The organism is Arthrobacter sp. B6 (assembly GCF_001663775.1).
Lineage (GTDB): Bacteria > Actinomycetota > Actinomycetes > Actinomycetales > Micrococcaceae > Arthrobacter.
This window is the reverse complement of the sequence record NZ_KV467168.1, coordinates 2976022-2989565: the sequence shown is the minus strand read 5'-3', so window position 1 is coordinate 2989565 and position 13544 is coordinate 2976022. Positions and strand designations below refer to the sequence as shown.

General features: G+C 63.8%; 11 protein-coding genes. 8 read left to right on the top strand and 3 right to left on the bottom strand.

All coding sequences use genetic code 11. The features are described 5' to 3' along the window. Positions 1 to 15 precede the first annotated feature (15 nt). Positions 16 to 945, bottom strand: coding sequence for a LysR substrate-binding domain-containing protein (locus AU175_RS13270; protein ID WP_066291093.1), 930 nt, complete (start codon positions 943 to 945; stop codon positions 16 to 18). A gap of 568 nt (positions 946 to 1513) precedes the next feature. Here AU175_RS13270 and AU175_RS13265 point away from each other — a divergent pair. Continuing rightward, positions 1514 to 2281 carry a hypothetical protein gene (locus tag AU175_RS13265; protein WP_231938556.1) on the top strand — a complete coding sequence of 256 codons (768 nt, stop codon included), beginning with the start codon at positions 1514 to 1516 and terminating at the stop codon, positions 2279 to 2281. 345 nt (positions 2282 to 2626) lie between these two features. On the opposite strand, the gene AU175_RS13260 is transcribed toward AU175_RS13265, so the two are convergent. Then, positions 2627 to 3952, bottom strand: coding sequence for an MFS transporter (locus AU175_RS13260; protein WP_066289633.1), 1326 nt, complete (start codon positions 3950 to 3952; stop codon positions 2627 to 2629). Between the two features lie 135 nt (positions 3953 to 4087). On the opposite strand from AU175_RS13260, the gene AU175_RS21395 reads away from it, so the two are divergent. Continuing rightward, positions 4088 to 4345 carry a DMT family transporter gene (locus tag AU175_RS21395; RefSeq protein WP_231938555.1) on the top strand — a complete coding sequence of 86 codons (258 nt, stop codon included), beginning with the start codon at positions 4088 to 4090 and terminating at the stop codon, positions 4343 to 4345. Positions 4346 to 4442: 97 nt separating this feature from the next. Further along, positions 4443 to 6737: a catalase/peroxidase HPI gene (gene katG / locus AU175_RS13255; protein ID WP_066289631.1), complete on the top strand. Its 2295-nt coding sequence runs from the start codon at positions 4443 to 4445 to the stop codon at positions 6735 to 6737. Positions 6738 to 6952: 215 nt separating this feature from the next. On the opposite strand, the gene AU175_RS22410 is transcribed toward katG, so the two are convergent. Further along, the gene (locus AU175_RS22410; protein WP_231938554.1) at positions 6953 to 7333 is read right to left on the bottom strand and encodes a hypothetical protein; all 381 of its coding nucleotides are present in this window, start codon (positions 7331 to 7333) and stop codon (positions 6953 to 6955) included. A 426-nt stretch (positions 7334 to 7759) separates the two neighbouring features. Here AU175_RS22410 and AU175_RS13245 point away from each other — a divergent pair, with 426 nt between their 5' ends. Genes AU175_RS13245 through AU175_RS13225 form a run of 5 tightly spaced genes read left to right on the top strand, consistent with a single transcriptional unit; the run spans position 7760 to position 13524 of the window. Further along, positions 7760 to 9196: a GH32 C-terminal domain-containing protein gene (locus AU175_RS13245; protein WP_066289629.1), complete on the top strand. Its 1437-nt coding sequence runs from the start codon at positions 7760 to 7762 to the stop codon at positions 9194 to 9196. 46 nt (positions 9197 to 9242) lie between these two features. Next, positions 9243 to 10580: an ABC transporter substrate-binding protein gene (locus AU175_RS13240; protein ID WP_066289627.1), complete on the top strand. Its 1338-nt coding sequence runs from the start codon at positions 9243 to 9245 to the stop codon at positions 10578 to 10580. A gap of 42 nt (positions 10581 to 10622) precedes the next feature. Beyond that, entirely contained in the window at positions 10623 to 11504 is an 882-nt protein-coding gene (locus tag AU175_RS13235; protein ID WP_066289625.1) for a carbohydrate ABC transporter permease, read from the top strand. Next, positions 11501 to 12406: a carbohydrate ABC transporter permease gene (locus tag AU175_RS13230; protein ID WP_066289622.1), complete on the top strand. Its 906-nt coding sequence runs from the start codon at positions 11501 to 11503 to the stop codon at positions 12404 to 12406. The genes AU175_RS13235 and AU175_RS13230 overlap by 4 nt, the downstream gene beginning before the upstream one ends. 38 nt (positions 12407 to 12444) lie before the next feature. Beyond that, positions 12445 to 13524 carry a LacI family DNA-binding transcriptional regulator gene (locus AU175_RS13225; protein ID WP_066289621.1) on the top strand — a complete coding sequence of 360 codons (1080 nt, stop codon included), beginning with the start codon at positions 12445 to 12447 and terminating at the stop codon, positions 13522 to 13524. Positions 13525 to 13544: the final 20 nt, after the last annotated feature.

Sequence of the window (13544 nt, the reverse complement as noted above, 5' to 3'; positions counted from 1 at the left end):
GGGGCGGGAGCCGGTTCATGCCTTACGGCTGACCGGCTCCCGCTCCTTTCTGTCTCCGGCCTCTACGCAGAAATCGATAAACGCTCGCAACCGCAGACTGAGCCGATCGGACTGCGTGTACGCCACACAGATGTCGCTATGGCCCACCTTGCCCTCGATCTCCAGGATGGCCAGCGGCAAAGCGTCATAACTTAGGTTGACGGGAGGACGCTGAACCAGGGCAGTATAGCCAAGCCCCCTGGCCACCATGCCGCGCACCGCCTCAAGGCTGCTGGACTTCCACGCGATTTTCGGATCCAAGCCCGACATACGCAAATTAATCAGCTGGTTTTCTCGAACCGAGGGGATGTCCAGCGAAACAAAATCCTCGTCGGCCAGCTCCGTGAGGCGAACACTCGTCCGTTTTGCGGCCCAATGATCGCCGGCGACGAGTACATAGGGCCGGCCCGCCATTACGGTGGTGGATTCAACTCCGGGAATGAGGTGCCTTGTATGGGTCAAAACGGCGTCCAGGTAGCCGCTCAGCATTCGCTCTTGCAGCTGGGCGCCGTCCCCCTCAGTCAACGTCACGTCAAGCCCAGGGTTTGGCTTCACAAAGCCATACGCAATCTCAGGCAGCCAGAACGCGGACAGGCCGGTATAGCAGCCAATGGTCAAAGGCCCCACCAACCCCTGCTGCCGTTCCATAACACGTCCCTGAACTTCTTCGGCATGCCGCACCAAGGCTTGGGCATCGCGGAGGAAATAGGTACCGACGGCAGTCAATACGACGCCGCGTGCCCGATGACGAACAAGCAGTTGGGAACCGACAACACGTTCCAACTCCGTAATCGCCTGGGACATCGCGGCCTGGGAGATATGCGAGGCTGCGGCCGCCGCCGCGATTGACCCGTGATTAGCGACCGTAACGAAATACTGCAACTGCTTCAGGGTGTAATCCAGCATCATCTCAGCGTAGTGCCGCGATGCTGAGGTGGACTTGCGGAGCGTCGACGGCCGCCACCGGCGGCCAGTTCCCCGAACGCCCAGCCGGCGACGTCCCAGCAGCTTGGTTGGAGACTGCTTAATCTCACTTCATACTGGGTTTTCAGCTTTGGAGACTGCGGCACCGCGACGAAAACGACGGCGGGAAGTCCCGCCGTCGTTCTCTTCCCTTGGGGGGGGGAGACTGGCCCCCACTTGGCTTTAGCGGGCCGCGGTGGCCGGCTGTTCCTGGAAGGCGTGCACGACGTGTTCGATGCAGAGCTCAAGTGAGGCCAGAAGTGTGGAAGCTCTCAAGGCGGGCTTGGCCTTATAAATCGGCTGCGAGGCTTATCACGGTGACGGCGGCATTCCCGGCCTTCGCCGATGCGGGACCGTCCATCCCCTGCTATGACTGGATGAGTGCGACGCAATGAAAGGCACACATCATCGGGAACAGAACAGCCGTGACCGGCCCTCGAGTGTCCGGATCAGCGCCGGGCCGTACAGGCGCCCATAAGGTCCCCGTGCGGTCTGCACGTGTGCTCCCGTGGTGACCAACAAGGAGAGGCACGAGGGCCGGCGCAGCCCAAATCGGCTGCGGTTGGCCCTTTATCTGCTCGGAGTGCTCGGGCTGGCGCTGATGCTCCTCGGGCCCGGCCTGCTCAGTGGTTTGCGCATTGAAAACGGCTCGCTGCTGCTGCGCCCGGAATGTACTGTCGAAACCTCTGACGGGGAAGTCGGACTCGACCGTGATGAGGCGCGGCTGGCCACCACGGCCGTCGCCCTCCTCGCCCGCGGGTTGGAGGCGCCGGACACCTCCAACATCGACGAGGCGGTGTTGCAGCGGCTGGCCAACGGGCCTCCCCGGGACGCTGGTCCCAGCCTCAGCTGCCGGGGCTCGGCCGCCAGCGACTTGCAGGAACAACAGCTGACTGCCACCGGCCTGACACCGCGCGCCGAGCAGTTGCGCCAAGCCATGACTGAAGTGTTCGGCGACCAAAGCCTGGGCGGGTTCGCCCCGGGTGGCATTGACCAAGGACACGGAGCGGACTCGACGCACTACGACGGCCGGGCAATGGACATCTTCTTCCGCCCGGTGACCGAGGAGAACCGGCGTAAGGGGTGGATGCTGTCCCACTGGCTCATCGCCCATGCCGAGGACCTGCACATCCAGTACGTCATCTTCGACGACCGGTTCTGGAGCGTGTACAGCTCCCAAGGGCAGTGGCAGGACTACGATGCACCGGAGCCAGGCAACGAAATACTCCGACACCTCGATCACGTGCACGTGGACGTGCTGGGCGGAGGCACCGCCTAAAAGGCCTTCACTGCCGCTTCTCGCCTAAGTACTCAAGGGGCGGAGGCACGCGACCCGACGAAGATGGCCATTCTCAGCCCAAGCCCAAATCTGCCCGCTGGAGCCTTTATCGCGTGGGCCGTGCCTCTAAGACCACAGGGCGACGCACCGATGCGGATCAGGTGACCTGATCAGCATCCGTGCGTCGGCGTGCAGTGCAACTCTCGGTGGATTCGATGGGGCGCGTGCTGGTGGGCACGTTCGCCGGCCTTGGCTCGTGCGCCTCGGCTCCACGAGATGGGTCCGGCTTTGCGATGGCTTAGGGACGGTTAGTCTACTTCCCTTCCCTTGCTCTGGCTCTCCGCGTCAGCGCAAGGTCTTTTCCTTGGTCTCTGGTGCCCAGAGGATGGAGAGGATAAGTCCGAGCAGGGGGAAGGCCGATACCAGGAGCAGCGTGGCCGAGGTGCCCAGTTCTGCCAGGAGGAGCGGGAACAGGTAGGTGGCCCCGGCCGCGGAGATGCGGGAGAACGCTGCGGAGAAGCCAACGCCAGTTCCCCGGACACGGGTGTCGAAAATTTCGCTGGGGTAGACGTACTGGATGTTGTTCGCTGCCGGGGCCATGAACAGGTAGAACGCGAAGAGGCTGACGGTCAGCCAAAGTGGAGCGTTGCCGAACAGCCCGAGGGACAGCAGGGTCAGGAACATCAGGGCGAAGGTCCAGTTCACGAAGCCGCGCCGGGTGAGCTTGTGCAGCAGGTACAAACCGAAGACGGCACCGGCGAGTTGGACCACGTTGAGCCAGATTTCGACGGTTACGGCGTCGGTGACGCCCAGGCCGTTGAACACCGGGGTGAGGAAGGTGAAGATCGCAAAGAAGGGGCCGACCTGGCAGAACCAGAACAGTCCGGAGTACAGGTGGGGGCGCCAGGTCTGCCGGGTGAACAGGTCCGAGACCTTCGCATTCTTCTGCTCCAGCTTGACCTGGGAAACGACGTATCCCTCGCCGTAATGCTTAAGCACGACAGCTTCCGCCTCGTTGTCACGGCCGCGGGCCTTCAGCCACATCGGGGACTCGGGCAAGCGGGAGCGCAGCACGAACACGATGAAGGCGGGTACTGCGCTGGTCGCCAGCAGTAGGCGCCAGTTGTCCCCCGACCAGAGCAGCCCGACCATGAAGGCGGCCACGAAACCGACCATCCAAAAGACGGCAAAGTTGCCCAGCAGCACGCCGCGGCCCTTTTTACGGGAAAACTCAGCCAGCACCGCGGTGCCGACGGCATACTCCACGCCGATGGCGAGGCCGAGCGCTAGGCGCAGGGCGACCAGATCCCAGACTCCGACCGTGAACAGCTGGAGCAGGGACAGCACCACGAAGGCGATCAGGTTCCACGTGAACACCGGGCGGCGCCCGTACCGGTCGGCCAGCGAGCCAAAGATCAGCCCGCCGATGAAGACACCGATCAAGGCACTGGAGGCGATCAGCCCCTGGCTCAAGGCGGTGAGGGCAAGTTCGTTCTTCGCCAAGGCGATGCCGGAACCGATGATGCCGAGGACATAACCGTCGACTGCCGCGCCTCCCAACACGCAGGCCGTGGCCAGTGCGTGGATTGGCTTGAAGGGAGCATCATCGAGCGGGACCTGCGCGCGTGCCTTGGCCGGCGCGGCGGTCGAAAGGGGCTGTTGGTGGGACATAAAGCGTCTCCTGGAGCGTTCGGGTGCGACATTGCACGCTGAAATATCGGTAATGCAGCGACTAATATATCTACTTCGGTTGACGGCGGTCACAAGCGAACTTAACAGTGCCGACACATCGCCGTACTCTTCTGGGTGTTACCCGACCCGGGTGCCCTTGCTGCAGTCCTCCGTAAGGGCCTGGGCCTCGGGGTTGCTTATGGCATCTGGGCCGCGCTGGGCGTGACACTCACCGTGCTGCTGGCCGCCCTCATCTTTGGCGAAGCGCTGACCCCTGTCATGCTGATCGGGGTAGGCATGGTCATCGGCGGAGTCCTCTGCCTTAGCTGGCCGTTTCCCGCGGCGTATTTACCACTGACGCCGCCCGGCCGCTCCTCTGCGTGCCTATGTTAAATTGGCCCTCCCCTGCGGCATCCGCGCGTGGTCAAATAGGAAGGTTAGACCGGCTGCCCGAGTCCGACCGCGGCCTCGGCCATAGGGAAGGAAGCACATGACCGATCACCAGGACCAGCCCCAGGTCCCTGCCCCGGGAAGCGCCCAGGGCCAGGACCGCAAGGCCGACGGCGGGAGCCCGGTCGACCCCGACAGCGTGACCTCGCACGGCAGCGAGAGTGAGAACCCGGCGATCGACTCGCCGCAGCCCAAGGCGCACCGGCCGCGGACGGTCGCGGACTGGTGGCCGAACCAGCTGGACCTCAGCGTGCTCCACGCGCACCAGCCGGCGGGTAACCCGCTGGGCCCCTCGTTCAGCTACCGCGAGGAATTTCAGAAACTCGACGTTGAGGCGCTTAAGCAGGACATCGTCCAGGTCCTGACCACCTCCCAGGACTGGTGGCCCGCGGACTTCGGCCATTACGGCGGCCTGATGATCCGGCTGAGCTGGCACGCTGCAGGCACCTACCGCGTCCATGACGGCCGCGGCGGTGCAGGGGACGGCAGCCAGCGCTTCGCTCCGCTCAACAGCTGGCCGGACAACGCCAACCTGGACAAGGCCCGGCGGCTGCTGTGGCCGGTGAAGCAGAAGTATGGCCAGAAGCTCTCCTGGGCGGACCTGCTGGTCCTCGCCGGCAACGTCGCCCTTGAGTCGATGGGATTCAAGACCTTTGGCTTCGCGTTCGGCCGCGAGGACGTGTGGGAGCCCGAGGAAATCTTCTGGGGGCCCGAGGACGCGTGGCTTGGCGACGAACGCTACATCGGCGAAGGCCAGATGGCGGAGGACGTCGGCGCCACAGAGATGGGCCTGATCTACGTCAACCCCGAGGGGCCCATGGGCAATCCGGACCCGCTCAAGGCCGCGGCGTTCATCCGCGAGACCTTCAAGCGCATGGCCATGAACGACGAGGAGACCCTCGCGCTGATCGCCGGCGGGCACACCTTCGGCAAGACCCACGGTGCCGGTGACGCCGACGCCCACGTTGGCCCCGAACCGGAGGGTGCCGATCTCGAGGCGCAGGGCCTCGGCTGGCTCAGCACTTACGGGTCCGGGAAGGGGCCGGACACGATCACCTCCGGCCTGGAGGTCACCTGGACAGACCGGCCCACCCAGTGGAGCAACCGCTTCTTCGAGATCTTGTTCGAGCACGAGTGGGAGCTCGTCAAGAGCCCCGCCGGCGCGCATCAGTGGGTGGCCAAGGACGGCCCGAATATCATTCCGGACGCCCACGACCCGGAGAAAAAGCACCGGCCAACGATGCTCACCACGGATCTATCACTGCGCGTCGACCCCGCCTATGAGAAGATCTCGCGGCGGTTCTTGGAGAACCCGGACGAGTTCGCGCTCGCGTTCGCCAAGGCCTGGTACAAACTGCTGCACCGCGACATGGGCCCCGTCGGCCCGCATATGCTCGGACCGTGGGTCCCCGCACCGCAGCTCTGGCAGGACCCCGTCCCGGAAGTGGACCACGAGCTGGTCAACGAGCAGGACATCGCCGAACTCAAAGCCCGGCTCCTGGACTCGGGCCTGTCCGTCTCGCAGCTCGCCGGCACGGCATGGGCCGCGGCGTCCACCTTCCGCAAGACCGACAGGCGCGGCGGCGCCAACGGGGCGCGGATCAGGTTGGAGCCGCAGCGCGGCTGGGAGGCCAGCGAGCCCGGGCAGCTGGAATCTGTGCTGCAGGCAATCGAAGGGGTGCAGCAGCAGTTCAACTCCGACCAGATCGGGGGCAAGAAGGTCTCGCTCGCAGACCTGATCGTCCTCGGCGGCTGCGCGGCGGTGGAGAAAGCCGCGAAGGACGCCGGCTTCGCCGTCACGGTCCCGTTCCGGCCGGGCCGCACCGACGCTGCCCAGGACCAGACCGACGTCGACTCCTTCCAGTACCTGCAGCCGCGGGCGGACGGTTTCCGGAACTATGTGCGCCCCGGCGTGAAGCTCCAACCGGAGACCCTCCTGCTGGACAAGGCGTACATGCTGGACCTTTCCGCGCCGGAGATGACAGTGCTCGTCGGTGGCATGCGTGCCCTCGGCACCAACATCGGCGGGTCCACCCATGGTGTCCTCACCGACAGGCCCCAGGTGTTGACGAACGACTTCTTCGTCAACCTGCTCTCGCCCGGCACCCGGTGGAAGGCCTCGGAAGCGGAGGAGAACGTCTACGAGATCAGCGACTACAGCACCGGTGAGTTGAAATGGACCGCCACACCGGTGGACCTGGTCTTCGGATCCAACTCACAGCTCCGGGCGCTGGCCGAGGTTTACGCCAGCGACGACGCCGGGGAGAAGTTCGTCAACGACTTCGTGGCGGCCTGGGTGAAGGTCATGGAGCTGGACCGGTTCGACCTGCGCTGACCGATACGTCCGGGCCGGCTGCTGATGCGGCCGGCCCGTGGCGTGTCTGCCCGCCGCCTACTTCGTGTGACGCGCGACGCCGGCCAGGTGACGCAGGTGCGCCAGCATCGCTGCGAGGGCGGCAAGGATGAGGAAGATTCCGGCCAGGACGGCCCCAGCCGCCGTCGCCAAACTGCAGGGCGAGCCCGCCAATCACCACGGCGGGCACGCTTCGCCTACGTGCCCGCCTTCCGGGCGATGATCGTGTGGGTACAAGGCAGAAGGTCACGCTCGGATTCCGGCCACGCGAACCCGCCTGGCACCTCCACCATGCGTGGCGCGAACTTCCACGGGAGTGTGTTGTCCTCGCTGACGCGAAGAATCTGCAGCCCCACCCCGATCAGGGAGTTGATGATTTCGGATAAAGGATGCGCCCATTGATACGTCCTGGAGTGGGCAACCTTGCCATCTCCGGCGTAGGTGGACTCGTCGTCCCATAGCTGCGCGTCACCGTTGCCAAAGTACGGATACCGGAGCTGCAGCCCGTCGGCATGCTCATCAATGGCGTAGAGCGCGGGGTGCCCGTCGCGGATGTAGAACGTTCCTCCAGCCCGCAAGAGCCCTGCAACCTGGGCTGCCCAGCGAGAAGTCCACTCCGGTGATTCGGGCTCCCGCCCTGGCCAGGGAAAGCGTGTCGGTGCCTATGTGGCACTGGAGATGACACACATCCAGGCCGGAGACCGTGCCGCCCGGGAGAAAGGGCTCCAGTGCGGCCAGGTCCGTCCAGATGACGCCGGTCAGATGGTTGGGATCGTCCAAGGCGCTGGTCCCGTACGCCTCTTCGTGCAGGGGAACCCTGTCTTCCCGGTTGTCACGGTTGCTCGCCCGTGCAGAATCCCAGTCGACCGCGGTCCGGTTATCAGTCATTCGGCGAGTCTATGATCGTCCACCTGAAAAAGTTTGCTAAAACGCTTGATCGGAATCAGGGGCGGCAGTATCGTGAACCTTGGTAAAACGCTTAAGCAGATTGGACATCAGAGCCGATGAATCGCTCAGTTTTCTTCAAACCCGCCGACGGCTGGGTGGGAGACCTCATCCCCTATGAGAAGGACGGGGTGTTCTGGCTCTTCTACCTGCACGAGGACAGGGCAGACCCCAAGCCGGGAACTTCCTGGAGCCTGGTCACCACCAAAGACCTCACACAGTTTGAGGACCAGGGCGTTTCCCTCCAGCACGGTGGCGAGGATGACCTTGACTTCAACGCCTATACGGGCAGCATCGTCGTCGATGAAACCGGCGTCCACCATTTGTTCTACACGGGCCAAAACCCGCGGAACCTCGGACCGGACGGTGCGCCCCTTCAGCTGGTAATGCATGCCACGAGCACCGACGACATGCAGACCTGGGTGAAGCACCCGGAACTCACCTTCGGCGCGCCGGACGGCTACGAGTCCGGCGACTGGCGGGACCCCTTCGTCTTCCGGGACGAGACCGCCGGCCAGTGGCGGATGCTGCTGGCGGCACGTCACTCCACGGGACCTGAACGCCGCCGCGGTGTCATCGCCCAGTGCGTCTCCAGCGACCTCATGGCGTGGCAGCACACCGAACCGTTCTGGGACCCACGCCGCTACATCACCCATGAATGCCCGGACGTCTTCGCCTGGGGCGACTGGTGGTACATGGTCTACTCCGAGTTCTCCGAATCTTTCACGACCCGCTACCGCATGGCCAAGAGCCCCAACGGTCCGTGGGCCGTGCCGAACCTTGACAGTATCGACGGCCGCGCGTTTTACGCATCCAAGACCGCTGGGCGGGACGGGCGCCGTTTCTTCTTCGGCTGGATCGCCAGCAAGGAAGACAACACCGATGAAGGGCCCTGGCAGTGGGCCGGGACGATGTCAGTCCTGGAAGCCCGCCAGAACCCCGACGGAACCTTGGGATTCGGCTTGGCGGACGAACTTGTGGCGAGCTTCTGGGACGAGATTCCGGTGACCTTCGGCCAGGAGTTGCCGGCCGCGCTGGATATACCCGACGGGTACACAGCCCTCGTGTCCCGCGAAAGTCTGCCACCGCAGTTTTATGCCAGGGCAGTTTTGCACATCGCACCCGGAACAACGGAATGCGGCCTCCTGCTGCGCTCCAGCGCCGACGGAGACCGTTCCTACGTTCTCCGCCTCGAGCCCAAGCGCGGCCGTATGGTATTCGACCGTTGGCCGCGGGAAGTCACCGGCAACGCCCAATGGCATGTTTCAGGCGACGTTCCCTTCGACCTCGAGCTGGAGCGGCCCTGCGATCTGGGGCCCGGAGAACACACCCTCGAAGTTGTTGTGGACGGGGACCTGTTAGTCGCCGTGCTGGACCGGCAGGTTTCCCTCAGCACCAGGATCTACGACCATCCCGACGGCCGGATCGGTGTCTTCGCCGGAGAAGGATCCGTCAGCGTCACCGAACTTGAAATACGCAAGCGCACAGACAACTGAATAGCCTCCAGCCCATCCTCCGCTCCAATCAAAGGAGATTGCCGTTATGAATAGATCGTTACGAGCTGCCGCCGTGGCAGCCATCACCGCCCTGGCCCTCACAGCCTGCGGCGGAGGCGGAGGGGCCTCCGACCCCTCGAACGTCAGCCCAACCGGAGAAATCAAGCCCCGGGAAATTTCGTGGCTTCTGTCCCGCCCGGCCGACGGCGCCGTCATCAACATCATGAAGAAACTCGCGGACGACTACGCCAAGGACCACCCGGGATTCTCGCTCAACCTGATCACCACCCCGGACAGGCCGTCGTACATCCAGAAACTCGAGACCCTGGCCGCTGCCAACAAACTTCCGGAGCTGTTCGATACGGACGCCACACCCTTTGCCCAGCAGCTGGCCAAGCAAGGAAAGATGGTCGACGCCGAGAAGCTGCTGAAGTCCCTGGATGTCTACGACGACTACCGGCCCAGCGCACTGGATTACCAGCGCTTCGACGACGGATCCCTGCACATGATCCCCTTCCAGTTCGAGCTGGAGTTCATCTGGTACAACAAGGAACTGCTGCAGAAGGCCGGCGTCTCCGTCCCGAAGTCCCTCGATGACATCCCCGCCATGTGCACCGCCCTGCGCGGCGCCGGCATCACGCCGATCGCCATCGACGGCCAGGACCAATGGCCCCTGGAACGGTATGTCGCCTACCAGCCGTTCCGTGAAGCCGGACCGGAGTACATCCAGAAACTGAAGAAGGGCGAAGCGAAGTTCACTGACCCGGCAGGCCAGAAGGCCGTCGAATGGCTGGCTTCGCTTGGCAAGGCCAAGTGCTTCCAGGACGGCTTCTCCTCACAGGGCTACTCCGACGCTCAGAACCAGTTCACCTCAGGCCAGGCGGCGATGTACAACATCGGCACCTGGGAGCTGCCAAGCCTGGCAACTGACAAGCTCAATCCTGACGTGCGCGATGACATCGACTTCTTCACCCTGCCGACAACTGAAGGGTCCGTCACCGCGGCCAATGAGTTCGTTTCCCCATCCGGCATCGGGATGGCCGTCAACTCCAAAACGTATGACCCGCTGGTGAGCGACTTCCTGAAGTTCGCCCTGGAGAAGTACCCGTCCGAATACGCCGCCACCGGTGCGCTTTCTCCGACCACCAACGTGGAAACGGTCGTTCCGGCTAATGCCACGCCGTTGTACAAGAAGGCCCTGGAAATGGCCAACGACCTCGGGGACAAGCAGGCCATGCCGTGGGACACCCAGCTCGACCCCACCACCAACGGCCGGCTTCAGCAGGAGCTGGTGCTCCTCGTCCAGGGCAACATCACGCCCGAACAGTTCACCAGCACGATGGACAGCACCATCGCGCAGAACGCCCCGAAGTTCTTCAAGTAACCACAGCGGTGGGGGCTACGGCCCCCACCCGAAAGGCCGGCCATGCTTCCCAACAGGTCACGACTCTCCGTCCTGGTCTTCCTGCTCCCACCCCTGCTGCTTTACGGCGTCGCAGTGCTGTTCCCCATCATGCAGTCGCTGTTCCTGAGCTTCTTTTCCTGGAACGGCATCAGCGACATGGAGTTCGTGGGGCTCGCCAACTATGTCCGGATGCTCACCGCGGACGACATCTTCTGGCGCTCGTTCTTCAATGCCCTCGGCTACCTCGCGATCTGCCTGGTCCTGCAGCTCGGCGGCGCCCTGCTCGTCGCCAGCCTCCTCACCTCAATGCGACGAGGCCGCGAGCTCATCAAGACCCTTTACCTCCTGCCGGCCGTCATTTCCACGGTGGCCATCGCGTTCCTCTTCGTGCGGATCTACTCGATCGAACCGGTGGGCCTCCTCAATCAGCTTCTCCACTGGATCGGCCTCGGCGCCCTGGAACGCCCCTGGCTCTCGGACATCAACACGGTGCTCGCAGCCGTATCGGCCCCGGAGGGATGGCGGTTCACCGGTCTTTACATGCTCATCATCTATGCGGCACTGCTGTCCGTCCCGAAGGAACTTGAGGAAGCTGCCCGCCTTGACGGCGCCTCCCGCTGGCAGCTGTTCACCAAGATCCGCTTCCCCCACATCATGCCCGTCTGGATCACCACCACGATCATGGCTACAACCTACGGCCTGCGCGGATTCGACATCCCGTACCTCATGACGAACGGCGGCCCCGGACAGTCCTCCGAGCTACTGACCACGTACATGTACAAGACGGCTTTCACCAGTACCGACTTCGGATACGCCAGTACCATCGCCGTGTTCATCGTCGTCGAGTGCCTGGTCGCCGTCGGGCTCATCCTCTTCATGCTCAAACGAAAGGCGGACGCATGACCGCGCCAGCAGCTCCGGTTACCAGGCCCCTTGCCGCCCCATCAGACAGCCCGCCGCCAGTGCGCAGGCGGCGCAAGCCCAGCCTCCACCGCACACTGTCGAGAGTGCTCATTGCCCTCATCGTCATCATGCAGGTTTACCCGTTGGCCTGGCTGTTCATCACCAGCCTGCGCACCGAACACGACTTCGCGACGGGCGACCCGTTCGCACTCCCCAAAGCGATCACGTTCGACAACTACGCCCGGGCCTTCGAGACCGGCAACCTCGGGATGAACATCCTCAACAGCTTCATCGTCACGATGGGCGCCAACCTTCTGATTGTGGTCTTGGGAATGATGGCCGCCTACGCGCTTCAGGTTCTGGGCTTCCGCTTCAGCAGGTTCGTCCGCAGCCTGTTCCTGATCGGCATCATCGTGCCCGTCCAGATCGCTCTCGTTCCGCTCTTCATCGACTACGCCTCGATCAACTTGCTCGACACCTACCCGTCGATGATCATCCCCCTGGCCGGCTTCGCCCTTCCGATGTCGATCTACCTCTTTTGTTCCTTCTTTGAGTACATCCCGCGGGAAACGTATGAGGCGGCTTCCCTTGACGGAGCAGGGCCCTACCGAATCTTCGGGCTTATCACCCTCCCCCTCTCAGTGAACACCGTCGTCACAGTTGTGCTGGTCAACAGCATCTTCATCTGGAACGACTTCATCTTCGCCAACACCTTCGTCCTCTCCGAGGGGCTGAAGACCATCCCGTTGGGCCTGCAGAACTACATCGGGGCCATGGGCAAGACCGACTGGACGGCCACGTTCGCCGCCGTCTGTGTCACCATAACTCCCCTGCTGCTGGTCTTCCTCGTGCTCAACAAGGCAATGATCCAGGGCCTGGAGAGCGGGGCGAGCAAGGGATGACAGCGCCAGCAGGCCGATATACTCCTGAAGGAGGGCACATGGATTCGCAGGAGAACAATTCGGACACGCCAGCGGACGCTGCCGTCCCGTTGAGACAGACCCAGCGCGCCCAGCCCGTCACCCTGCGTCAGGTAGCCGAGGCTGCCGGCGTCTCCACAGCCACCGTCTCCCTGGTGGTGAACAAGAAAAAGGCCGCCCGGATTTCCGACGAGACCCGCAAACGGGTACGGGACGCGATCCGGGACCTGGGCTACCGGCCCAACGCCATGGCCCAAACCCTCGTCAGCGGGAGTTCCCGGTTCATCGGCCTCGTCGCCGACGCCATCGCCACCACCCCGTTCGCCGGCCAGATCATCCACGGCGCCCAGGACGAGGCCTGGAAGCACGGGTACGCCCTTCTCATCGCCAACACCGAAGGCAACCGCGAGCTTGAGACGGATGCGATCGCCATGATGCTCGAGTACAAGGTCCGCGGGATCCTCTACTCAACCTGGTTCCACCGGGCCACGGAAATACCCAACTCCCTCCGGGAGTCGGACTTCGTCCTCGTCAACTGTTTTTCGACGGAACCCGGCGCCCGGGCTGTCGTGCCGGATGAAACGCAAGGCGGCCGTTCAGCCACCGAGGTGCTGCTCAAGCACGGCCACCGCAGGATCGCCTTCATCAACGCCACTATCCCCGCCCCGGCGAAGGACGGACGGCTGCGGGGCTACCGGGAAGCCCTGGAAGCAGAAGGCATTCCCTTCGACGAGAGCCTGGTCCTTGAAGCCTATCCGGACCAGGAGGGCGGCTACGGGGCTACCGAGGAACTCCTCAAACGCAATGTCACGGCCGTGTACTGCTACAACGACCGAATGGCGATGGGACTCTACGACGGGCTGCGCGAACACGGCCTCTCCATCCCGGACGACATGGCCGTGGTGGGATTCGACAACCAGGAAGTCATCGCAGCCCACCTCCGGCCGCCGCTTTCCACCGTCTCCCTCCCCCACTACGAACTGGGCGCGGCCGGAGTGAGGACGCTGCTGGGCCTGGAAGAACCACAGGCCAGTGGCCCCGCCAAAATCAACTGTCCCACCGTCGAACGGGACTCCGTACGAGTACTGGCCCCGGCCTAGCCAGCCCCGCGGCTGGCGGC

Bases quoted from the DNA above. Each gene is read 5' to 3' on its own strand.
- AU175_RS13235 (WP_066289625.1), top strand. From the start codon at position 10,623: ATGCTTCCCAACAGGTCACGACTCTCCGTCCTGGTCTTCCTGCTCCCA.
- katG (WP_066289631.1), top strand. From the start codon at position 4,443: ATGACCGATCACCAGGACCAGCCCCAGGTCCCTGCCCCGGGAAGCGCC.
- AU175_RS13230 (WP_066289622.1), top strand. From the start codon at position 11,501: ATGACCGCGCCAGCAGCTCCGGTTACCAGGCCCCTTGCCGCCCCATCA.
- AU175_RS13225 (WP_066289621.1), top strand. From the start codon at position 12,445: ATGGATTCGCAGGAGAACAATTCGGACACGCCAGCGGACGCTGCCGTC.
- AU175_RS13245 (WP_066289629.1), top strand. From the start codon at position 7,760: ATGAATCGCTCAGTTTTCTTCAAACCCGCCGACGGCTGGGTGGGAGAC.
- AU175_RS13240 (WP_066289627.1), top strand. From the start codon at position 9,243: ATGAATAGATCGTTACGAGCTGCCGCCGTGGCAGCCATCACCGCCCTG.
- AU175_RS13260 (WP_066289633.1), bottom strand. From the start codon at position 3,952: ATGTCCCACCAACAGCCCCTTTCGACCGCCGCGCCGGCCAAGGCACGC.
- AU175_RS13270 (WP_066291093.1), bottom strand. From the start codon at position 945: ATGCTGGATTACACCCTGAAGCAGTTGCAGTATTTCGTTACGGTCGCT.